The sequence below is a fragment of the Kribbella sp. NPDC049227 genome, from assembly GCF_043197265.1.
Lineage (GTDB): Bacteria > Actinomycetota > Actinomycetes > Propionibacteriales > Kribbellaceae > Kribbella.
The window spans coordinates 754,919-776,074 of record NZ_JBICST010000004.1 but is presented as its reverse complement, the minus strand read 5'-3'; the positions used below and the strand labels follow the sequence as shown (position 1 = coordinate 776,074).

General features: G+C 69.3%; 23 protein-coding genes and 1 riboswitch. Of the genes, 4 read left to right on the top strand and 19 right to left on the bottom strand.

Going from position 1 to position 21,156, the window contains the following annotated elements:
• Nucleotide 1: 1 nt before the first annotated feature.
• Genes ACGFH6_RS21515 through ACGFH6_RS21505 form a run of 3 tightly spaced genes read right to left on the bottom strand, consistent with a single transcriptional unit; the run spans nucleotide 2 to nucleotide 2,690 of the window.
• On the bottom strand, nucleotides 2-319 hold the full coding sequence (locus tag ACGFH6_RS21515; protein WP_393386406.1) for a cupin domain-containing protein: 318 nt from the start codon (nucleotides 317-319) through the stop codon (nucleotides 2-4).
• Nucleotides 316-1,902 carry a DUF2029 domain-containing protein gene (locus ACGFH6_RS21510; RefSeq protein WP_393386403.1) on the bottom strand — a complete coding sequence of 529 codons (1,587 nt, stop codon included), beginning with the start codon at nucleotides 1,900-1,902 and terminating at the stop codon, nucleotides 316-318. The genes ACGFH6_RS21515 and ACGFH6_RS21510 overlap by 4 nt, the downstream gene beginning before the upstream one ends.
• Nucleotides 1,899-2,690, bottom strand: coding sequence for a glycosyltransferase family 2 protein (locus ACGFH6_RS21505; protein ID WP_393386400.1), 792 nt, complete (start codon nucleotides 2,688-2,690; stop codon nucleotides 1,899-1,901). The genes ACGFH6_RS21510 and ACGFH6_RS21505 overlap by 4 nt, the downstream gene beginning before the upstream one ends.
• Nucleotides 2,691-2,879: 189 nt before the next feature.
• Here ACGFH6_RS21505 and ACGFH6_RS21500 point away from each other — a divergent pair, with 189 nt between their 5' ends.
• Complete coding sequence (locus ACGFH6_RS21500; RefSeq protein ID WP_393386397.1) at nucleotides 2,880-4,091, top strand: arginine deiminase; 1,212 nt, start codon at nucleotides 2,880-2,882, stop codon at nucleotides 4,089-4,091.
• A 163-nt stretch (nucleotides 4,092-4,254) separates the two neighbouring features.
• Here the strand turns inward: ACGFH6_RS21500 and ACGFH6_RS21495 are convergent, their stop codons facing one another.
• From ACGFH6_RS21495 to ACGFH6_RS21485, 3 genes are all read right to left on the bottom strand, one after another.
• On the bottom strand, nucleotides 4,255-5,223 hold the full coding sequence (locus ACGFH6_RS21495; RefSeq protein WP_393386395.1) for a DUF5926 family protein: 969 nt from the start codon (nucleotides 5,221-5,223) through the stop codon (nucleotides 4,255-4,257).
• A gap of 60 nt (nucleotides 5,224-5,283) precedes the next feature.
• Nucleotides 5,284-5,700, bottom strand: coding sequence for an ATP-binding protein (locus ACGFH6_RS21490; protein WP_393386391.1), 417 nt, complete (start codon nucleotides 5,698-5,700; stop codon nucleotides 5,284-5,286).
• Nucleotides 5,701-5,932: 232 nt separating this feature from the next.
• Nucleotides 5,933-6,793, bottom strand: coding sequence for a glycerophosphodiester phosphodiesterase (locus ACGFH6_RS21485; protein ID WP_393386388.1), 861 nt, complete (start codon nucleotides 6,791-6,793; stop codon nucleotides 5,933-5,935).
• 130 nt (nucleotides 6,794-6,923) lie between these two features.
• On the opposite strand from ACGFH6_RS21485, the gene ACGFH6_RS21480 reads away from it, so the two are divergent.
• Nucleotides 6,924-7,901 (top strand): zinc-binding alcohol dehydrogenase family protein, encoded by a 978-nt coding sequence (locus tag ACGFH6_RS21480; RefSeq protein WP_393386385.1) that lies wholly within the window; start codon nucleotides 6,924-6,926, stop codon nucleotides 7,899-7,901.
• A gap of 39 nt (nucleotides 7,902-7,940) precedes the next feature.
• On the opposite strand, the gene ACGFH6_RS21475 is transcribed toward ACGFH6_RS21480, so the two are convergent.
• The 5 genes from ACGFH6_RS21475 to ACGFH6_RS21455 are packed head-to-tail and all read right to left on the bottom strand — an operon-like array spanning nucleotide 7,941 to nucleotide 12,390.
• Nucleotides 7,941-9,266, bottom strand: a complete 1,326-nt coding sequence (locus tag ACGFH6_RS21475) for an LLM class flavin-dependent oxidoreductase (RefSeq protein WP_393386382.1) — start codon at nucleotides 9,264-9,266, stop codon at nucleotides 7,941-7,943.
• Entirely contained in the window at nucleotides 9,263-9,979 is a 717-nt protein-coding gene (locus tag ACGFH6_RS21470) for an ABC transporter ATP-binding protein (protein ID WP_393386379.1), read from the bottom strand. The genes ACGFH6_RS21475 and ACGFH6_RS21470 overlap by 4 nt, the downstream gene beginning before the upstream one ends.
• Nucleotides 9,955-10,791 (bottom strand): ABC transporter permease, encoded by an 837-nt coding sequence (locus ACGFH6_RS21465; protein WP_393386377.1) that lies wholly within the window; start codon nucleotides 10,789-10,791, stop codon nucleotides 9,955-9,957. The genes ACGFH6_RS21470 and ACGFH6_RS21465 overlap by 25 nt, the downstream gene beginning before the upstream one ends.
• Nucleotides 10,788-11,837 (bottom strand): ABC transporter substrate-binding protein, encoded by a 1,050-nt coding sequence (locus tag ACGFH6_RS21460; RefSeq protein WP_393386374.1) that lies wholly within the window; start codon nucleotides 11,835-11,837, stop codon nucleotides 10,788-10,790. Before ACGFH6_RS21460 ends, ACGFH6_RS21465 begins: the two co-directional genes overlap by 4 nt.
• The gene (locus ACGFH6_RS21455) at nucleotides 11,830-12,390 is read right to left on the bottom strand and encodes a flavin reductase family protein (protein WP_393386372.1); all 561 of its coding nucleotides are present in this window, start codon (nucleotides 12,388-12,390) and stop codon (nucleotides 11,830-11,832) included. Before ACGFH6_RS21455 ends, ACGFH6_RS21460 begins: the two co-directional genes overlap by 8 nt.
• Nucleotides 12,391-12,819: 429 nt before the next feature.
• On the opposite strand from ACGFH6_RS21455, the gene ACGFH6_RS21450 reads away from it, so the two are divergent.
• A complete protein-coding gene (locus ACGFH6_RS21450; protein ID WP_393386369.1) occupies nucleotides 12,820-13,329 on the top strand; it encodes an RNA polymerase sigma factor in 510 nt (169 codons plus the stop codon).
• Nucleotides 13,326-13,892: a methylated-DNA--[protein]-cysteine S-methyltransferase gene (locus tag ACGFH6_RS21445; protein WP_393386366.1), complete on the top strand. Its 567-nt coding sequence runs from the start codon at nucleotides 13,326-13,328 to the stop codon at nucleotides 13,890-13,892. Before ACGFH6_RS21450 ends, ACGFH6_RS21445 begins: the two co-directional genes overlap by 4 nt.
• Nucleotides 13,893-14,016: 124 nt before the next feature.
• On the opposite strand, the gene ACGFH6_RS21440 is transcribed toward ACGFH6_RS21445, so the two are convergent.
• From ACGFH6_RS21440 to ACGFH6_RS21405, 8 genes are all read right to left on the bottom strand, one after another.
• Nucleotides 14,017-14,697 (bottom strand): class I SAM-dependent methyltransferase, encoded by a 681-nt coding sequence (locus ACGFH6_RS21440; RefSeq protein ID WP_393386363.1) that lies wholly within the window; start codon nucleotides 14,695-14,697, stop codon nucleotides 14,017-14,019.
• A gap of 27 nt (nucleotides 14,698-14,724) precedes the next feature.
• Complete coding sequence (locus ACGFH6_RS21435) at nucleotides 14,725-16,053, bottom strand: purine-cytosine permease family protein (protein ID WP_393386361.1); 1,329 nt, start codon at nucleotides 16,051-16,053, stop codon at nucleotides 14,725-14,727.
• Nucleotides 16,047-16,173, bottom strand: a riboswitch (TPP riboswitch). (Overlaps the previous gene by 7 nt.)
• A 20-nt stretch (nucleotides 16,174-16,193) precedes the next feature.
• Nucleotides 16,194-16,856 (bottom strand): alpha/beta fold hydrolase, encoded by a 663-nt coding sequence (locus ACGFH6_RS21430; RefSeq protein ID WP_393386358.1) that lies wholly within the window; start codon nucleotides 16,854-16,856, stop codon nucleotides 16,194-16,196.
• Nucleotides 16,853-17,713, bottom strand: coding sequence for a hypothetical protein (locus tag ACGFH6_RS21425; protein ID WP_393386355.1), 861 nt, complete (start codon nucleotides 17,711-17,713; stop codon nucleotides 16,853-16,855). The genes ACGFH6_RS21430 and ACGFH6_RS21425 overlap by 4 nt, the downstream gene beginning before the upstream one ends.
• Before the next feature lie 40 nt (nucleotides 17,714-17,753).
• A complete protein-coding gene (locus ACGFH6_RS21420; protein WP_393386353.1) occupies nucleotides 17,754-18,608 on the bottom strand; it encodes a DUF3152 domain-containing protein in 855 nt (284 codons plus the stop codon).
• An 88-nt stretch (nucleotides 18,609-18,696) separates the two neighbouring features.
• The gene (locus ACGFH6_RS21415; RefSeq protein ID WP_393386350.1) at nucleotides 18,697-19,218 is read right to left on the bottom strand and encodes a hypothetical protein; all 522 of its coding nucleotides are present in this window, start codon (nucleotides 19,216-19,218) and stop codon (nucleotides 18,697-18,699) included.
• 38 nt (nucleotides 19,219-19,256) lie between these two features.
• Entirely contained in the window at nucleotides 19,257-20,450 is a 1,194-nt protein-coding gene (locus ACGFH6_RS21410) for an ATP-binding protein (protein ID WP_393386347.1), read from the bottom strand.
• A 108-nt stretch (nucleotides 20,451-20,558) separates the two neighbouring features.
• On the bottom strand, nucleotides 20,559-21,137 hold the full coding sequence (locus tag ACGFH6_RS21405; RefSeq protein ID WP_393386344.1) for a class I SAM-dependent methyltransferase: 579 nt from the start codon (nucleotides 21,135-21,137) through the stop codon (nucleotides 20,559-20,561).
• Between the last annotated feature and the right edge of the window lie 19 nt (nucleotides 21,138-21,156).

The following is a 21,156-nucleotide window of genomic DNA, read 5'->3' as shown; positions in this document are numbered from 1 at the left end:
CTCAGCGACCGCTGTAGGGAGGGGCGAAGAACACCAGCAGGGCCAGATCCTCGGTCACGTCGGTGAACCGGTGCTCCTCCCCGGCCGGCACGAACAGCACGTCGCCGGGACCGACCGCCTCGGTCCCGCCCGGTGTCACCAGGGTCGCCCGGCCGGTCGTGACGACGTAGATCTCGTCCTCGTGGTGCGGCGCCTGGTCGTCCAAGCCGCCGGCCGGGATCGAGTAGGTGCCCACGGACATGGCCGAGGTCCGCAACTGTTCCACGTAGTCGTTCGGCTCGCGGCGTACGAAGACGCCCGCCCCCACCAGTTTCTTCATCCAGGGAGACTAGTGGTTTGCTGCGGCACGGACTTCGACTTGCGGCGCGGCCAGTCGTACGGCCACCACTGCGCCCCGCCACGGCGGGCCCAGATGATCAGGCCGACCAGCACCGCCAGCTCGATCGCCGGGCAGATCGTGTCCCGCAGCCGTGCGCTGAACCACTCCAGGGAGTCGGAGAGGCTCGCCGCCACCTGCCGCGCGTTCGGATCACGCCCGGGCACGTAGGCGATCGCGAGCATCGTCGTCCGGACCACCATCAGCCCGTCGACCTTCGACGCGGCGATCGCCGCCAGCGCGACCCAGGCGATCAGGTCGTACCAGGGCAACGAGTACATCGCGGTCAGGATCCACGCGATCGCGTAGATCGCCGTGTACCGGATGGCGGCCGGCGTCGGGTCGTCCGGGTGGGTCTGTGGGACCAGTGACTTCGGGAACACCTGTGTCAGCAGGATCGCGACCACGATCAGGCCGACCCAGGCAAGGATCGCCAGAACCGTCCGCACCAGTCCGTTCGGCAGGAACAGCGTGAAGAAGCTCAGCAGCACCTTGTGCGGCGTACCGGTGGAGATGAACGACGTCTGCGAGCGCGCCTGCTGGAACGCCTGCAGGCCGACGAACGCGTACAGGCCGCCCATCGCGAGTGCGCCACCACCGCAGAAGATCGCGGCCTTGCGCCGGTCGTTGTGCAGCGCCCACAGCATCGCCACACCGACCAGGCCGATGGACAGCTTGGTGCAGCCGGCGACGCCGATCATGATGCCGGCCCAGAAGATGTGGCGCCGGAACAGCACCAGCGCGATCACCGCGAACATCACCGCGATCGCGTCGTTGTGCGCACCCGCCAGGACGGTCCACAGGATCAGCGGGTTGGCCAGGCCGAGCATGATCACGCGGCGCCGGTTCGGCAGGTTGGGGCCGACCAGCTTGACCAGCAGCAGTCCGGTGACGACCAGGCTGATCGCGACCGACAACTGCAGCATCCACACCGTCAGCTGCATCGAGTCGCCACCGATCAGCGACGACAGCCACTGGACCCAGGTCGCGATCGGGCCGTACACACTCTTCGCGCCCTGCCAGGGCCGCTCGGTCGCCGCGATCACCGGGTCGTACCCGAGCCGGATCGTGTCCGCCGGCGCCGTCGTGTACGGGTCGCCGCCGAGCGACATGATCCGCCCGTACGCCGCGTAGATCAGCACGTCGCCCGAGGCCATCGGCGGGACCAGGGTGATGGCCGCCGTCGTACCGATGCCTAGGGCAATCAATCGGTCGACCCGTGGGGCCCAGCCGTTCTTCAGGGCCTTGGTGGCGAGGAAGACGCCGTACCCGCCGAGGAGGATGGCGACGTAGATCATCAGCGTGACGAGCCAGTCGTTCGGCTTCGTGTCCCACCAGTACGACGGGAGCCACGCGTGCCGGTTCGTCAGTGTCAGCACGACCACGGAGGGACCGAGCAGGCCGGCGCCGACGATCAGCGCCGTACAGGCGAGGTAGAGGGCAACGGACCAGCGGCCGTAGCGGTTGCCCAGCTTCTGGTCGATCGTCGCGTCAACGGTGTCCGGGGTGACGTCTGGCTTGCTCATTGCCCCGACTTCCGCGGGAACAGGCTGCGGAGCGACGGACCGCCTCCGTCGGCGGGCAGGGCGCTACGCGCGGCCAGGGCGCGACGGACGTGCAGGTACTGCTTCGCGCGGTGCAGCTGGCCGCGCAGGTCGGTCCCGGTGGCCCGGTGCCGGACCTCGATCGGGACCTCCACGATGCGGAACCCCTTGCGGCCGAGGTCGATGCTGAGCGCGGTCTCGACGCCGAACCCGGCGGCCAGCGGGACCGCGGAGTCGAAGGCGGCCCGGGTCAGGCACCGCTGCCCCGACAGCGGCTGCTCCGGCGCCCAGCCGGTCGCCTCCTCGACGCCGGCACGAGCCAGCCGTACGACGAACCCGTGCCCGCCGGCCTTGGACCCGTCGGCCCGGACCTGCGCCGGCAGGGTGCCGATGGTCATGTCCGCCGTACCGTTCTGCACCGGCTCGATCAGCGGCGCCGCCGCGGTCGCGGAGTCGGTCAGGTCGGCGTCCAGGAACAGCAGGTGCCGGGGCCGGGCCCCGTCACGCGCCGCGACCGCCGCCGCCCCGGTCTCCATCGCCGCCGCCTTCCCCCGGTTCCGGTCGTGCCGTACGACGACTGCTCCGGCGCGCTCGGCGGCTACCGCCGTACCGTCCGCCGAGCCGTCGTCCACGACCACGACCAGGTCCACCCCGATGATCTTGTGCACCGCGTCCACGGTGGCCGCGATCCGGTCCGCTTCGTCCTTCGCCGGGATCACACAGGCGACGGCACGCTCGAACGGCTCGGAAGGAAGGTCATGACCGGACACAGCACCGCAGCCTAGTTCCTCCGCAGCCGATCGACCTCGTCAGAGTCCGGCTGCTGTGGATATCTCGTTCTTTCGTACGACTTGGCGATCCGGGGATATTGTCGGACAATCTGACAGATTGGAACGGCGTCCCCACTCGGGGCCTGGCTGCCGTAGCTTGGTTGGAACGACCGACGAAAGGGGAGGCCCATGACCGAGGCGCAGGGAGCCGGCAGGGCGTACGGCGTCGACAGTGAGGTCGGTCCGCTGCGGACGGTGATGCTGCACCGCCCGGGGAACGAACTCCGCCGGCTGACCCCACGCAACAACGACAAGCTGCTGTTCGACGGCATCCCCTGGGTCGGCCGGGCTCAGGAGGAGCACGACGCCTTCGCCCAGGCGCTGCGGGACCGCGACGTCGAGGTGCTGTACCTCGGCGAGCTGCTCACCGAGGCGCTCGGCGACCCGGACGCCCGCGCCCGCGCGGTGACGGGCACCACCGAGGACCTCAGGCTGGGCGACACCCTGCGTGACTACCTGCGCTCCTCGCTCGCCGACCTCGATCCGGCCCGGCTCGCGGAGGCCCTGATGGCCGGCGTACGCAACGACGAGGTCCGGGCCGGCGGGCTGGTGACCTCCCTGCTGGCGCACGAGGACTTCCTGATCGACCCGCTGCCGAACCTGCTCTTCACGCGCGACTCCAGCGTCTGGATCCGGGACTCGGTCGCGGTCACCTCGCTGGCGATGCCGGCCCGGATGCGCGAGACGCAGCTGACCGAGCTGATCTACGGCTTCCACCCGCGCTTCACCGGCGCCGACAAGGTGTACGACCACCAGCTCGAGCACGTCGAGGGCGGTGACGTCCTGGCGCTCGGTCCCGGCGTCCTGGCCGTCGGAGTCGGTGAGCGTACGACGCCCGCCGGTGTCGAGCGGCTGGCCCGACGGGTGTTCGCCAAGGACCTGGCCCACACCGTGCTCGCAGTGCCGATCGCGCAGCAGCGAGCCACGATGCACCTCGACACCGTGTGCACGATGGTCGACGTCGACGCGGTGCTGATGTATCCGAACATGGCCGAGGAGATGCGTGCGCTCGCGGTGACCACCGACGGCGACCAGCTGCACGTCGCCGAGCCGGAGCCGTTCCTGGTGGCCGCGGCGAAGGCGCTGGGCATCGACACCCTGCGCCGGATCGACACCGGTCTGGACCCGGTCACCGCCGAACGCGAGCAGTGGGACGACGGCAACAACACCCTCGCGCTGGCGCCGCGGGTCTGCATCGCCTACGAACGGACGGTGGAGACGAACGCGCGCCTCGAGGAGTCGGGGATCGACGTCATCCGGATCTCCGGGTCCGAGCTCGGCTCCGGCCGCGGCGGACCCCGCTGCATGTCGTGTCCGGTACTGCGCGCACCGGTCAAGTAAGCCCTACGACACGCGCAGTGAAATCGGGGCTTGTGGCGGACGACCGATCTGAGTACTCTTCATGCCTAGGCCCAGGCCCTGTTGCTCCCCCGTCAGCAGGACTTGGGCCGTCCACGTTCTCCAGCCGAACGCCCGGGTGCGGTGCACCCGGGCGTTTCGCATGTCAGCGGATGGTGAGCTGACGGCTGGCCAGACCGGCCCGTGCGGCTCGTTCCTCGGTTGTGAGCGGAGCCTCGGTGGCGAGCGCCTTCTCGAGCGCCGTGGCGAACTCGGCCGCCGGCTTCTCGACATCGGCCGCGTCGGCGTCCGCCGGGAGCTCCCAGACCGGCGCCAGGACGCCCAGAGCCCGGAACGAGCCGATCAGGCGGCTCCCCTCGATCAGCGCCGACGAGCCGGCCGCGTGCAGCCGCGCCAGAGCGTTGAGCAGGGTGTCCTCGCTGTGCGGCATCACCCAGCGCAGGTACCGCCGGTCGCCGATCTGCGTCCAGTACGCCGCGTCGACCGACTCCAGCCGCACCGTCGGGGCCGCGGCCGCGTTGGCGCGCTCCAGACCCGCGGCGACCTCGCCGGTCGGGTCCTCGACGTTCTCGCCGACCCAGTAGTCGAACCCCTCGTGCACCTTCACCTCGATCGGCTTCGAGGTGTCGATCAGGTCCTGCAGCCGGGGACCGTCCTTCATCAGGTCGCCGAGCTGGATCGGGTTGCCCGGTTCGGTGTTCAGGGCGGCGGTGATCGCGTGGCCGAGGTCGCGGCTCGGGTCGCCCGACGACGCGTGCGTCTGCAGGCCGATCCAGATCGACTCGTCGTCGCGGACCAGGCCCGGCATCGCCATCGGCAGCAGGGTGACGAGGTTGACCACCGTGCCGGCGTGCTCACCGGTCAGCTCGACCTCCGCCGTACCCGAGGGGACGATCTCGCGGAAGGCGATCAGGTCGCACTCGGCCGGCAGGCCCTCGAACGGCCGCACCACGAAGGTGTCCGCGGCCTGGGCTCGCTCACGGCCGTGGCACTGCTTGAACCGCTTGCCCGAACCACACGGGCAGGGCTCCCGCGGCCCGACATCGACCAGATCGGCCGGGTCCAGCGTGACGGTCGTCGTGTTCTTCGTGCGCTGCCGCGACTTCTTTCCCATGGGCGCAGTCTTGCAGCCCAGCGCACCCCGCGGCCAACCAGCTCAGTCCGGGGCGCCGGCTCAGTTCGGGATGATGGCGTGGACGGTGCGGTGGGTGGCGGCGGTCCGGACGTCCCACGTCGAGGTGAGCATGTCGACAATGGCCAGACCCCGGCCGCCGATCGATTCCGGATGGGTGTCACTGATGCGCTGCGGTTCGGTGTCGCCGCGACCGTCGGTGACCTCGACGTGGATCCCTGACCTGTCGATCCACCAGGCCGCGCGCACCTCACCGGCCGGCAGCGGCGGCGCGTACCGGATGGCGTTGGAGAGCAGTTCGGACAGCACCAGCTGCGCGTCGTCGGACGCGGTCACGGTGATCCGGTACCGCTTCAGGTAGGCGGCCAGACGGCGACGGGCATCCGCTACCGCGGACACTTCATGCGGCAGTACGACGTCCACGACGCTAACGTCGGCAGGCAGGGTCGCAGAGGACAAGCAGGGTCTCCTCGTTCATCGGAACAGCCATACGAACATCTGCCCAGCTTCCGGCTCCGGAAAACACCCGCACGCATTCCGTTACATTCCCCCGGCGAAGATCACAGGTTTTGCCAGGAAACCGAGACGAAATCGACAGAATTGAACGTTGCAATAACGGGCCGCATTCACCCCACTACGTATCCGCACCAGTCACTTCAACCCGAAGTGGCACGTCCCACATCCCGACCGACTAGGTGTGACGGCGGCCGCGGCGGCGCGGCGGATATGTCACAGTGGGGACCGATGCGGCCGGGGGCTCCGCGAGGGTCTTGAGGGCGGCTTCCGGTCGGTCGGTGATGATCGCGTCGACGCCGATGTCGCGGCAGTGGCGGACGTCCTGGTCGGCGTTCACCGTCCAGACGTGGACCTGGTGGCCGTGCTTGTGGGCCCGGTCGACGTACTCCGGGTGGGCGGTGACGATCTCCAGGCTGGGACCGGCGTACGAGACTCCGGTCGGCAATGAGCCGTCGCGGAACCGGAGCGGGACGCGGTCCATCAGCAGCACGGTGCGCAGGCCGGGGGCCATCGTGCGCATCCGGCGCAGCGACAGCCAGGAGAAGCTCATCACGCGGACCGGGGACTCCGTACCCACCTTCGGGTGCGCCCAGCCGTAGCGGTCGAGCGCCTCGATCAGCCGGCGTTCGACCAGGCCGGCGTACCGGGTCGGGTGCTTGGTCTCGATCGCCAGCTCGACCGGCCGGCCCGCGTCCCGGACGGCGGACAGCAGCGCGTCCAGGGTGAGGACCTTGCGCAGGTCCGGGTCCGGAAGGTCGGCGTCCTCGTCGAGGTCCGCCCACGGGTTCTTCCAGGACCCCCAGTCGAACGACTCGAGCTCCTCGAGGCTCATCGTCGAGAGCACGCCGCGGCCGTTGGAGGTGCGTTCGATCCGGCGGTCGTGGACGCAGACCAGATGTCCGTCGGCGGTGAGCCTGACGTCGCACTCGAGTCCGTCGGCTCCCGCCGCGACCGCTCGGCGGTACGCCGCCAGCGTGTGCTCGGGACTGACATCACTCGCGCCACGATGAGCTACCACCCTGGGGCGTTTCGCCATAGAACAAACTCTGTCACGCCGTTCGGAGAACAAGTCACGCAGGCTCGCCGGTGCGTTGGAAAACGGTTTCTTGTTAACCACCGCATTCACCGGCCCGGCTCTGTCGGACCCTCAGGAGAGGATGACCGGCATGGAGATGCGGGCGATCGTGCTGGACGGACCGGGCGAGCCGGAGGACCTGCGGGTACGACGGGTCCCGGTCCCCGACCCCGAGCCCGGGTGGGTCCGGATCAAGGTGGAGGCGTTCGGGCTGAACCGGTCGGAGTACCACCTGCGAGCCGGGCTGGCGACGAACGCCCGGTTCCCCGTGATCCCGGGCATCGAGGCCACCGGGACGGTCGACGCGGCCCCGGGCGGCGAGTTCGCGCCGGGGCAGCAGGTGGTCGCGATGATGGGCGGGATGGGCCGCGAGTTCGACGGCGGGTACGCCGAGTACACCGTCGTACCGGCGGCCTGCGTCATCCCGGTGCGCACCGGGCTCGACTGGGCCACCCTCGGGGCGCTGCCGGAGATGCTGCAGACCGCGCACGGCTCGCTGCACACCGGCCTCGCGATCGAGCCCGGTCAGACCGTGCTGATCAGGGGAGGTACGTCGTCGGTCGGGGTGGCCGCGGCCGTACTGGCCAAGGAGCACGGGCTGACGGTCTTCTCGACCACGCGGAGTCCGGAGCGGACCGCCGTACTGCGGGATCTCGGGGTGGATCACCCGATCGTTGATGATGGCAACGTTGCGGAGAAGGTCCGGGAAATCCTGCCGGACGGCGTGAATGCGGCCCTCGAACTCGTCGGCACGAATGTCCTGCCGGACACCCTGAAGGCGACCGCCGTCCACGGCACGGTCTGTTTCACCGGAATGCTGAGCGACCACTGGACGATCCCGGATTTCTACCCGATCGGCTATCTGCCCAACGGCGTCCGGCTGACCGCGTACGGCGGCGAGAGCACCGACCTGCCGGCGGAGACGTTCCAGCGGTACGTCGACCTGGTGGCCGAGGGCAAGCTCCCGATCAGGATCGACCGGGTCTTCAGGATGGACGAGATCGGCGCGGCGCACCGGATCATGCAGGACGGCAAGGCGGTCGGGAAGCTCGTCGTCCGGGTCGACTGACGGCGCCGGGCCCGCCACCTGGAGGGCCCGGCACCTGATTCAGACCGCTGCCTCCTGCAACGAGGCGGGACGGGCCAGGCCGTAGTGCTCGCGCAGGGTCGTGCCGGTGTAGTCGGTGCGGAAGAGGTCCCGGGCCTGCAGGATCGGGATGACCTCGTCCACGAACGTGCCGAGCCCGGACGGAAGGACCGGCGGCATGATGTTGAAACCGTCGGCGGCGCCCGCCTCGAACCAGTGCTGGATCGCGTCCGCGACCTGGTCCGGCGTACCGGTGAAGGTCCGGTGACCACGCCCGCCACCGAGCCGGCCGATCAGTTCGCGAACGGTCAGCTTCTCGCGGCGGGCCAGGGTGACGATCAGCGTGTAGCGGCTCTTCGCCCCCTCGATCTCGTCCTCGTCCGGCAGGTCGGCCGGGAGTTGCCGGTCGAGCGGCAGGTCCTCCGGCGCCACCCGCAGCGTCTTCGCCAACTGGGCCCGCGCGTACTCCGGCCGGATCAGCTCGTCCAGCTGGCGTTCCAGCCGCTGCGCCTCCTCGATCGTGCCGCCGATCACCGGGACGATCCCGGGCAGGATCTTGATCGTCGACGGGTCACGCCCCAGCGCCGCCGTCCGCGCCTTCAGATCCTGGTAGAACGCCTGCGCGTCCTCCAGGGTCTGCTGTGCGGTGAACACCGCTTCGGCGTACCGCGCCGCCAGTCCCTTGCCGTCCTCGGACGACCCGGCCTGCACGATCAATGGACGCCCTTGCGGAGACCGCGGCAGGTTGAGCGGGCCGCGGACCTGGAAGTACCGCCCGACGTGGTCGATCGGCACCACCCGGTCGTTCACCGCCCAGACGCCCTCCTCCTTGTCCGCGATCGCGGCGTCGTCCCGCCACGAGTCCCACAGCTTGTAGGCGACCTCGAGGAACTCCGCCGCCCGCTCGTACCGCTCGGCGTGCGCCGGCTGCTGCGCGAGATTGAAGTTCAGCGCCGCCTCCGGACCGGCCGTCGTCACGACGTTCCAGCCCGCGCGCCCTCCGCTCACGTGGTCGACGCTGGCGAACCGCCGCGCGAGGTTGAACGGCTCGTTGTACGTCGTCGACGCCGTGGCGATCAGCCCGATCCGAGACGTCACCGCGGCAAGCGCGGTCAGCAACACGGTCGGCTCCAGCGACCCGGCGGGCCGCCGGCCGACATCTCCGATCAGCACCGGCGAATCGGCGAAGAACACCGAGTCGAAGCGACCGCGTTCGGCGATCCGCGCCAACTCCTGATAGTGCTGCACCGACGTGTTCGCGAACGGATTGCTCTCTGGCAGCCGCCACGAGGCCTCATGGTGCCCGGTACTCATCAGGAACGCGTTCAAATGCAACTGCCTACTCACAACGAAACCCCCAAAGCGTCGAGAAGCCGCGCCCGGACCGCGGCGAATCCTGGATCGGCCGAGCTGCGCGGCGCGGCCAGTTCGATCTGTTCCTCGGCCACCAGCCGGCCCTGGTCGAGCACGATCACCCGGTCGGCCAGCACGATCGCCTCGTCGACGTCGTGGGTGACCAGCAGGACAGCCGGCTGGTGTGCCGCGCACAGCTTGCGCAGCAAGGCGTGCATCTTCAGCCGAGTCAGCGCATCCAGCGCTCCGAACGGCTCGTCCGCCAGCAGCAGTTCCGGCTCGCGCACCAGCGACCGCGCCAAGGCGACCCGCTGCTGCTCACCACCGGACAACTCGTTCGGCCAGGCGTTCTCGCGCCCCGCCAGCCCGACCTCCTCGAGACTCTGCCGGCCGCGGTCACCGGCACCGTTCAGCCCGAGTACGACGTTGTCCAAGACTCTTGCCCACGGCAACAGTCGCGAGTCCTGGAAGACCACCGACACCTGAGCCGGTACGACGAGCTCCCCGGTCCCGGCGACATCGGAGTCCAATCCGGCCAATGCCCGCAGCAACGTGCTCTTCCCGGATCCGCTCTTTCCCAGCAGGGCAACGAACTCACCCGGAGCGATATCCAGATCCACCCCGTCGAGGACGGCGCGTTCGTCGTATCGGCGGACCAGACCCCGGACCTGGACCGCCGCGGTCAGGAGGCCAGTGTGCGGCGCCATGAGAGGGCCCTCCTCTGGATCAGGCGGACGGCGCCGTCGGACAGCAGGCCGAGGACGCCGTACAGGACCAGGCCGACGATGATGATGTCGGTCTGTCCGTACGTCCGGGCCAGTTCCATCATGTAGCCGATACCGCTGGTGGAGTTGATCTGCTCGACCACGACCAGCGACAGCCAGGCGCCGGTCACGGCGAACCGCAGGCCGAGCAGGAATCCGGGCAGCGCGCCCGGCAGGACGACGCGGCGGATGAAGTCCCACTGCGACAACCCGACGGTCTGCGCGAGTTCGACGTACCGGCTGTCGATCGTGCGCAGGCCGTTGTGGGTGTGGATGTAGATCGGCACGAACACCCCGAGCAGGATGGTGACGATCTTCATCGACTCACCGATGCCGAGCCAGAGGATCAGCAGCGGCAGCAGGGCCAGCGACGGGATCGCCCGCTTGATCTGGATCGGCCCGTCGAGCAGCGCCTCGCCGACGCGCGACAGTCCGGACAGCAGTGCGAGGGCGACGCCGAGCACGATCCCGAGGCCGAGACCGATGAAGGCTCGCTGAGTAGAGGTCCACAGGTTCGACTGCAGTCGACCGTCGGCGATCAGGTCGCCGGCCGTGGTGACCACGGTCCACGGCGCCGACAGCACTCGCTGGTCGAGCCAGCCGGTGGCCGACCCGATGCTCCACAGCACGAGGAGCAGCAGCGGTCCGAGAGCGGCGCCGAACCTGATCGGCTTGCCCGGTCCGAGCCGACGGCGCCGTACGACGGGAGTGGCCTGCTCGGCGGTGCGCAGACCGGGCAGCGTCGTGGCGCTCATTTGGCCACCCCCGCCTTGATCGCGTCCGCCGCCACGGTCTGGAAGCGCAGGTCGTACAGGTCCTTGGCCTGGATCACCGGGTTGCCGGTCTCCTTGGCGAGCAGGTCGATGGTCTCCTGCTGCCGTTCGATCGCACCGCTCCAGTCAGCGCTGATGTCCGGGTGGCCGGCGTTGTCGACCAGCCACTGGCCGTCGGACTCGGTCAGGCCCTGGTCCTTCACGTAGTACCCCTGGATCCATTCCTTCGGGTGCGTGTCGATCCACTGCTGGGCCACGCCCCAGGCGGCGACGTACGCACGGATCGCGGCCGCCTTGCCCGGGTCCTCCAGCGACTCGGTCAGCACGTACAGATGCCCGGCGTCGTCGCGCAGTCCGTGCGGGATCGTGCTCGCACCGTCCTTGCCGTACTTGGCCAGGTAGCGCTTGATCTGTACGCCGCCGATCGGGGCGACGTCGACCTGCTTCGCGGACAGGGCGTTGGAGTACACGTCACCCGTGCTGGGCAGCTCGACCAGCTTCACGTCCTCCTTGGTCAGCCCGGCCTTCTTCAGCACCTTCAGCACCAGCGCGCCCTGCGCCTGACCGGGGCTGTAGGCAACCTTCTTCCCGCGCAGGTCGGCGAGCGTCTTCACGGTCACGCCAGGTGCGACGCCCAGCTGGTAGATCGGGTGATCGAGCGGGTCCTGCCGGAACTTCGACGCGACGATCTTCACGTGCAGCCCGGTCCAGGTGGCGTGGATCGGTGGGATCTCCGCGACCGAGCCGAGGTCGAGCGCGTGCGCCCGGAACGCCTCGGTGGTCTGCGGACCGCCGCTCAGATTGGCGAACTGGACGTACTTCGACACCTTGTCGAACTGACCGGACAGCTTCAGCGCCACCTCGGTGGCCGGATCGCCGACGACGATCTTGGCGCCGTCCGGAACGGTCGTCGGCAGCGCGGCGTCCAGCGAGAGCGCCGCGCCACCGGCCTTCGCGGCTCCACCGCAGCCCGCCAGCAAGGTGACCAGGGCTGCGGCGAGTACGGCGTACTTGTGGGTTCTAGGCATGGTGGGCCTTCGGGTTCGGAGTGGCGGTGACGTAGCGGCCGTCGTGGTAGAGCAGCGGCTCGTGCTCACGTCGTTCGGTGTGGGTCGCGAGACGGGCGACGACCAGGCAGTGGTCGCCGACGGCGAAGCGGTGCTCGACCTGGGCGCGCAGGTAGCTCGGCGCCTCGTCGAGGACCGGCTCGCCGGTGTGCAGCCGCGACCAGCGGGTCGGCTCGCCGAAGCGGTCGATGCCGCTGGTGGCGAACCGGCCGGCGATGGCGTGCTGTTCGGCGGACAGGAAGTTGATCACCACGCTGCCGGCGGTGCTGACGGTCGGCCAGCTGGACGCGGTGGTCGCGATCGCGAACGAGACCAGCGGCGGCAGCAGGCTGACCGACACCAGTGAGGTGGCGGTGAACCCGGCCGGACCGTGGCCGGCGTCCGCGGTGATCACCACGACACCGGCGGCGTGGCGGCGGAAGACGGAGCGGTAGACGTCGGCGTCGACGATCCGCTCCTCGGTGCGGTCGGGAACCACAGACAGGGCAGGACGGTTCAAGGCAGGAACAGACATGTCTCTCCCTCGGAGGCGGGACAGCGGCGACCGGGAGCGGGCAGCAGGAAGCGGCCCGGCCGGGCGGAGTGTGGGAGGCGGATCAGGAGGCCTCGTACGGCGGGAGCACCGCCGGGACAACGGGGGCGGGGGTCACCGACAGGTGGCGCTCGCCGTCCGGAGCAGATCGATGACGCGACGGCGGGTCAGCAAGGTCGTCGTCATGTCAGCCATCTTCTCACCAATGTCTACTGGACTACTCGACAATCTCGGAATCCGGACCACCCCAACGGAAGAGCGCGCACCGAGTCGTGGATCCAGGTCGGCAGATCGCCCGAGACCCAACCACGATTCACGACTCGACGGCGGCCCCCTCAGTACGCCGACTCACAGGCGGCGGTGGGAATGACAACCCACGGGGACCGGTGTCCCTCACATTCGGGGGGCGGGATGCGTTCTACTGTCGTGATGGCTCCGGAGAAGGTCGTGCTGCCACCGTTCCAGGCGCTTGTCGACGAGCACTGGCGAGACGTGGCACGGCTGGCGCGAGCCCTGGCAGGACCGGTGGACGGCGACGACGTGGCCCAGCGCGCGTGGGAGAAGGCGTTCGCCGCCTACCCCGGCCTGACGTCGGCGAAGAACCTGCGCAGCTGGCTCCTGACCATCACCGCCCGCTGCGCGACCGACCTGCACCGGGCGCGCAAACCACAAAGACCTTTGGACGAAGCGCCGCCGGTCGCGGTCGAAGGCCCCGATGCCGCCGACTGGCCGGATCCCGACCTCTGGCAGGCGGTCAACGAACTGCCCGAACGCCAGCGCTTCGCCATCACGCTCAAATATGTCGGCGACCTGGACCACCACGGCGTGGCCGCCGCCCTCGACACCACGCCCGCCGCATCGCGCCGGCTCGTCAGCGACGCACTCGCGGCCTTGCGCAGCAAACTCGGAGTGAACGCATGAACGACCTCGAGAGCCGGCTGACCCGGTTCGCCACCCCAGACCTGAAACCACCCGTCCTCCCGGACGCCGACGTCGCCTACACCCTGCACGACACCCCGATCGGCACCCTGCTGCTCGCGATCGCGAACGGCCGCGTGGTGGCCAGCTCCTTCGGCGACGAGGAGACCATGACGAACCGCCTGGCCCGCGCGGTGTCCCCGCGCGTCCTGCGGCAGCCCCGCGCACTGGACGACGTACGACGGCAGCTCGACGAGTATCTGGACGGACGCCGGCACGAGTTCGAGCTGGAGGTGGACCTCGCACTGGCGACGCCGTTCCAGCGGCTCGTGCTGACCGATCTGCCGCTACACACCAGCTACGGCGCAACGACGACGTACGGGCGGGTCGCGGGGGAGATCCACAAGCCGAAGGCGGCCCGTGCGGTCGGTACGGCGCTGGGCGCGAACCCGGTGTGCGTCGTCCTGCCGTGCCACCGGGTGATCGGCGCGAGCGGTGCGCTGACCGGATACGCCGGCGGACTCGACGCGAAGCGTTTTCTGCTGAATCTTGAATCGAAAAGCTGAGTTTTCCGGAATCGCCGGAGCTCGATTTACACTCGGAATAGAAAGGAGCAGATCCCCAGTGTGGAGTGGGGATCTGCTTCTTTGTTTTCCCTTGCCTGCAAGGGACAACGGATTACCTGACGAGTCAGTCAGTTGCCGGTTGGCGGATCTCCAGGATGAGCCGGCGACGGCCACCCCAGTCCCGTTTGTAGACCTTGAAGTTCTCGATTCCGGCGGCCGCACAGAGCCGGCCGTAGCTCATCTCGTCGTGGATGAAGTGCACGCTGCTGGTACCGAAGTGCTCGGTGGTGACGATCCGGTGCTCGGGGCCCTGGCGCATCCCGTTGGCGATCTCGCCCGCCGTCGCCGGCCCCCAGGCCGGGCCCTCGATGATCGCGATCCCGCCCGGCTTCAGCACCCGGGAGATCTCACAGATCGTCGACAGTTGCTCCTCCTCGCCGAACAGTTCGTGGAACGCCGTCCACAGGCAGATCACCGCGTCGAACGAGTCCCACTTGTACGGCAGATCGGTCATCGAGCCGATCGCCCAGTCGATCGACAGTTCCTCCTCGGCCGCCTGCGCCCGGCCGGCCTCGATCAGGTTCGGGGAGATGTCGAGGGCGCGCACGGTCTTGCCGGCCCGGCGCAGCGGCAGCGCGACCCGGCCGTAGCCACAGCACAGGTCGAGCACCGACTCGCGGTCCTCGAGCAACTCCTCGACGGCCTTGACGATCGCCGCGTCCCGCTCGGGCGTGGTACGCGCGGCCAGTCCTTCGGCCCCGAGTTCCGCGTACTCAGCCCGGCTACGCAGTGCGGAGTTCAGCATGACGGCAAGTATCCCGGTTACTCCGGGTCAGTTGTCCAGCGGCCGGCGCCCGATCCTGCCCAGCACCACCGCGGCCAGCATCGAGACGACGATCGACGTGTACGTCGCCCCGAGCCAGGAGGGCACGGGCTGGTCGTTGAACAGCCGCTGCTGGACGCCGGTCCAGAACGGCGACCAGCCGGACACCGTGCCGGGGTTGACCAGCTGGTACGAGACGAAGCCGATCAGCCAGGCGACGGCCGGCTGCCAGCGGAAGCGCGCCGTACCGGACACGTCCCAGTTCATCTTGCTGACCACGAAGAAGTCGGCGATCGCCACCGCGAACAACGGGATGAAGACCGAACCGATCAGGTAGAGGAACTGCGTGTAGTTGCCTAGGTCAACCAATAGTGCGATGGCCGTGGCGACCACGCCGATGCCGACCGAGATCCACCGCCGGTCGATGTGACCGATCAGGTTGTGCGTGGCCATCGTGGTCGAGTAGATGTTCGCGTAGGCCTCGTCGACCTCGTCCACCAGCAGCACGAGCAACGCGATCGCACCGGCGGGCAGTGTGACCAGCGCGGTGATCACGTCTTCGCTGTTGGTCTGCAGTGTGGCGACTGCGAAGACACCCAAGGCGTAGTACGCGATCGCGGCCAGGCCGTAGCCGAGTGCGGAGCCCCCGAAGGCGGCCTTGTTCGTGCGCGAGTGCCGCGTGTAGTCGGCGGCCAGCGGCGCGAACGACACCACACCGGCGGCGGCCAGGTCGACGGCCGGCCAGAAGCCGAACACGCTGTCCTGCGGCAGATCGTGCACCGGCTTGCTGAGCACCTGCACGAACAAGTAGACCGACGCGATCAGCACCAGCCAGACCATGAACTTCCGCAGCACCTTCACGCTGCCCAGTGGCCGTACGGCCATCGCCGTGGCGATCACTCCCGCCACCAGGACGAACAGCCAGCGCCACCGCTCGCTCGTGACCGCGACCGCGGCCTGGGCGATGACGATGATCTCCATCGTTGCCCAGCCGACGTTCTGGGCGACGTTCAGCACGGTCGGCGCGATCGAACCGCGGCGGCCGAACAGACCGCGCAGACTCGCCATCGCCGGTGCGCCGGTCTGCGAGCCGAACACGGCTGCGCCGCCGAGCACGAGCGCGCCGATCCCGCAGCCGACGACGACCGCGAGCAGGCCCTGCGCGAGTGAGCCCGTGTACGCCGCCACCAGCGCACCGGTGACCGGGCCGAACAGCGAGATGCCGAAGTTCCCCCAGAGGGTGAACTGGTCCAGGAACCCGAGCGTGCGCGGAGAGTCCGTGGTGAGGACGAGTGGCGCCTCGGTCTGATCGGCAGGACGAACAGCAGTACTTGTCATGGTGACCCGCTCCCTACGCCGGCATTACCCGGTCAGGTTCAGGCGGTCGGCGACCCGGCTGTGCTCAGCTCGTCGCCCTCTCAGCCCGCGCGTTCGGTGCGAGCTCCCGCAAGGATTGCTACCGCGTCAACGATAACGCGTCAGACAGGATCCGGCGCGGCGGCCGCCCGCTGGATGAGAGCGGCCAGTTCCGGACCGTTGGTCACCACCGGCATGTGCGCGCCGGTCGGTAGCGTCCGCGCCTCACCGTGGCACAGCTCGGCCAGCCGCACGACCCATTCGGACGTGGACACCAGATCGTGCCGGCCGCGCACGATCATGACCGGCGCCCGCACCCTGCCGATGACCGCGGCCAGATCGTGGCGCCTGGCCGCTTCGCCGGCGCGCGCGATCGAGGACAGCGTCGTACGGGCGTACTGCGGCGTGACGACCCTGATCAGCCGCGGCGAATCCGGTACGGCCGAACCCAGCCAGCGAGCGGCCAGGTCCACCCAGCTCGACGTCCGGATGTCCCCGCTCGGTGCGACCAGGACCAGGGCGTGCACCAGTTCGGGGAAGGCGATCGCGGTCTCGACCACGATCTGGCAGCTGGCCGAGTGGCCGACCAGGACCGATCGCTCGCGGATCTTGTCCGCCAGCACAGTCCCGAGTGCCTGTGGACGCAGATCCTCCCTGGCGCCGGCCGGTTCGCCGTACCCGGGCAGGCTGACCAGGAGGTACGGCGTGGTGAGGTGTTCGACGGTTCGGTCGTACGACGCCGGCCCGAGGCCGAGACCCGGGACCAGGACGACGGGGACGTTCACTCCCAGGGTGGCCGGTCCGGGCGGGCCTGGACGACCGGGTTGCCGAGCTCCGGTTTGAGTTCGCGGTAGCCGAGGGCGAAGCCGGCCGCGAGGATCAGCAGGCCGAGACCGCCCCAGCCGTACGCCGTGGGCAGCCGGTCCACCGAGTCGTCGATCGCGCCCAGGCCGGTCGACAGGACCATGATCAGCCAGATCAGGATCGGGATCATCGACACCGCGACCAGGAGCAGCCCGCCGAGCTCGACCGGATCCGGCTGGCGGCCGGCCCTCCGGCGGGCGAGCACGTCCCGGCCCCACATCCAGAGCGCGACCGCGCCGACCAGGAGCAGCAGGAGCTGGCCGATCGTGTCGATCACGTCGGTGCGCAGCGGGTGGTTGAGCGGCGAGCCAGGAGCCTGGGAGATCTCCCGGAGGGCGACCCGCTGGATCGAGATGACCAGCAGGCCGTAGACGCCGGCGATGATCGCGGCGAGCAGGACGACCCGGGCGGCGCGGGGATCGCGGGGCGCGACGGGTTGGTCCCGCCCGTACGTCGGCAGCTCATGCTGCTGCGGATGCGCGGGAGGGCCGTAAGGACTGCCAGGCCGGTAGTTCGGCGGCTGGCTGTACGGCGATCCGCCGGAATCGGGCGCCCCCTGCGACTGACCTGGTCCAGCGCCGACGGGCGGAGGGCCGTACTGGTCTGGTGGGGAGCTGTAGGGCTGGGGCGGGGCGTAGTGGCTTTGCTCGGGGGCGCTCTGCGGTCCGGAGCCGAACGTGCCGCCGCCGTACGGGGCAGGTTTGGCGTACTGGTGATCCTCGCCGGACTGCTCGGGCTCATCGCCCCGGCCGTAGGTCGGGAAATCCTGTGACGACATCGCTGCTCCCTCCCCTCCGACTCAGCTTCTCACGGACGGCTCAGGTTGCCTTGATCGTGGGCCACGCATTCGGCAGGCAGCCGCCCAGCCCTTTGGTCTGCTGCATCATGACCGGCGCGGGGGTCTTCGCCTGGGTGCAGGTGGAGTGGCCGTGGCCGAGTGCGTGCCCGACCTCGTGGTTGACCAGGTAGTTCCGGTACAGGGCGACGTTCCCGCCGTACGCCGGCACCGCGTACACCCACCGCTTGGCGTTCAGGACGACTCGGTCGTCGACGCGGCAGGACACCTCGCCGCCGGTGTCGAGCGGCAGGCACAGCTTGTCGGTCAGGACCGGCGTGGCCAGGATGATCCGCAGGTCGGCGTCGACCTTGTCGGTGCGCTCGAAGTTGACCGGGTGGATCGCCTGCCAGCCGCGCGGATCGGTGAGCGTCTGGTGGATGATCGCGGCGACCGCGGCGCCGTTCAGCGACAGGCCCTGCTCGATCTCGACCCGGTAGGTCAGTTTGTCCTTCACGCCGCTGGCCTTGGCGAACCCTGGCACGACCGCGAGCCGGCCGGTGGAGACGGTGACGTTCGGCTTCGAGCTCTTCGGCTTCCGAGTCAGACTCGGTGCCGGGCGCAACGGAGTGGTGAACTTCTGCGTCGGTGTGGCGATCGGTGCCGGTGCGGGAGTCGCCACCGGAGTCGATGCGACGGGGGTGCTGGTGCCGGCGACGACCTCTGCCGCGAGGCTCCGCCGGCTGGCGGCGTCCGGATGCATCACGACCACGGTCCCGAGCACCGCCAACGCGGTCACCGAGAACCACTGCACCTTGTGCGACTTCTTCCGGCTGTGACGGCCACCCCGCTTGCGGACACGCGCGTCCGCCTGCTGGCCAGTCCGCCGGGTGGTCATGACGATTCACCCTACAGAGCCAGCACCACTCCACGAAAGGGCAGATTCATGACTTGCAACACCAACGAACCGAAGGCCCGGTGGCCGATCAGAGGTCGACGAACCAGCCTGTCATCAGATCGGTGACCCGCTGCTGCTCGTCCGGCTCGACCAGCGCCCCGAGCATCAACGCGAGCGCGCCGACGTCTCGCAAGGCCTGCTCGATCCCGTCGGCGGACAGATCCAGCTTCTCGGTCGAGTGCGTGACGGCGGTACGGCGCGAGACGACTCGGGCCCGCAGTTCCACGATCTCGACGCGCTGTGCGCGCGAACATTCGGTGGCGGCCAGCAACAGTTCGACCTGTTGCGCGAGCCCGCCGGTCAGTGCACCGACCGTCTCGTTCATGAACCGTTCGAGTGCGGCGGTCGCCGCTCCGATCGCCGCCCTGGCCGCGATCCGGACCGACTCGTCCTCGAACTCCCCGCGCTCAGGCACGGCCGCCGCCACTGTGCGGTGGACGAACACCGCCGCGGCGAAGCGATTCGTGAACCGGAGCCACTCGACCCGGCTGCTCTCCCGATGACCGAGATAGCCGCCCGCGAGCGTCTCCGGAGACGTCCGAAGGATCACTCACCGAGCGTATCGCTCGCACTACTCTGCGACGTACCTCAGGCCGTACGAGTGCGGAGGAACTTGCCGAAGTGGGGGACGGTGAAGGCGACGGTGCCGCGTTCGGCGGAGAAGACGAGGCCCTTCTTGATCAGGCCGTCGCGGGCCGGGGAGAGCGACTGCGGTTTGCGGTTCAGCGTGCTGGCGACCTCGGCGGTAGGGACCGAGCCGTCGTCGACGCCGATGCCGAGCTCGGCCATCGCGCGCATGTACTCGCGTTCGGCCGGGGTGGCGCGTTCGTAGCGGGAGCCGAAGAAGCCGACGGTGAGTTCGGCGGAGGCCTCGGGGCCCGCGACGGCGACGTCCTTGATGGTGATCGGTGAGGTCGGCGCGTGGTCCCAGGTGGCGTGCGCGAAGGCCTGGACGAAGTACGGATAGCCGTCGGTCTGGGCGTACAGCTCGTCCAGCGCCTCGTCGTCGTACTGGACGCCTTCGCTCTCCGCCGGGATCATCAGCGCGCGGTCGCACGCGTCGCGGGCGAGACGGTCGACGCGGACGTAGCGGAACAACCGCTCGGAGTACGACTTGCTCGCGGACAGTACGGCGGGCAGATGCGGGAGGCCCGCGCCGACGACGACCAGCGGCGCGCTCTGCTGGGAGATCTCGTGGCAGGCGGCGCACAACGCGGACAGGTCGTCGGGACTGATGTCCTGCATCTCGTCGATGAACAATCCGACCCCGACGGACAGATCGCCGGCCAGGTCGGCCGCGTCGGTGAACAGCTCGATCAGGTCCATCTCGAGGTCACCGGAATCCGCGCGGCCCTTCGCGGCGGCCACGTCGACCGGCGGATGCCAGCGGATGCCCTTGCGATCGTTCGCCGCGGTGCGCAGCGCGAACGCCTTCAGTACGGCGCTGAAGCTGTCGACCCGCTCGTCGTCGCGGTGCCGGTGGCCCAGCTCGCGCATCGCGGTGTGCAGTGCCTGCGCGATCGGCAGCCGGATGCTCTGGTCCGGCCGGGCCTCGATCTTCCCGGTACCCCAGGCGCGCTTGATCGCCTGGCTGCGCAAGGTGTTCAGCAACACGGTCTTACCGACGCCGCGGAGTCCGCTCAGCACCAGACTCCGCTCCGGCCTGCCTGCCGCGACCCGTTCGAGTACCACCTCGAACTGCCGCACCTCGATGTCGCGTCCGGCCAGCTCAGGCGGCCGCTGACCGGCGCCGGGCGCGTAGGGATTCCGGATCGGATCCATGCTTTCACTGTATGAGCGCGTCTAGCGTTTTCCTTAGATTTCGCTAGCAACCGCCAGAGCGTGTCGCGACCCTTGTCTACAGCTTTCTAGTGATTCCGCTAGAAAGTCCTAGACCCGCCTAGCCAGCACGTCGTACAGATGCCAGTGCTTCGGTCCGCTCATCGCCCGCCCGTCGTACTCCACCTCGTCGAGGCGCTCCACACTCCACCCCTCCAGCAATCCCTGGACCTCTGCGTCGTCCTGAGCGGAGATCTCCGGCTGCTGTGCCCAGTCGTCACGCACCCCGAGCAACTGGCCGGCGAACAGGCCGCCCGGCCGCACCGACCGCGTCACCACCGCCCAGGTCTCCGCAAAGTGTTCCGGCGGCGCGAAGAACAGACTGAAGCCCGCATGGACAAGGTCGGCGACCGGAGGCCGCGCATCCCACAGGTCGCTGCGTTCCAGCGTCAGACGCCGCCCGCTGCCGGCTCGGCGTGAGACCTCCGCGAGAGCGGCCGCGCTCGAGTCGACGGCGTGGACCTGCCAGCCGCGATCGAGGAGGTCGAGGGTCTCGTTGCCGGCCCCGCAGCCGAGGTCGACCGCCGTACCGGGCTCGGTGAAGGAGGCGACGGCGGCCTGCTGCAGTGGGCGGGGCGGACTGCCGGTCGTGAGGGCGATGTACGGCGCCCAGTCGGTGGAGTCGGGCATGTGGGGAGTCTTGCAGGCG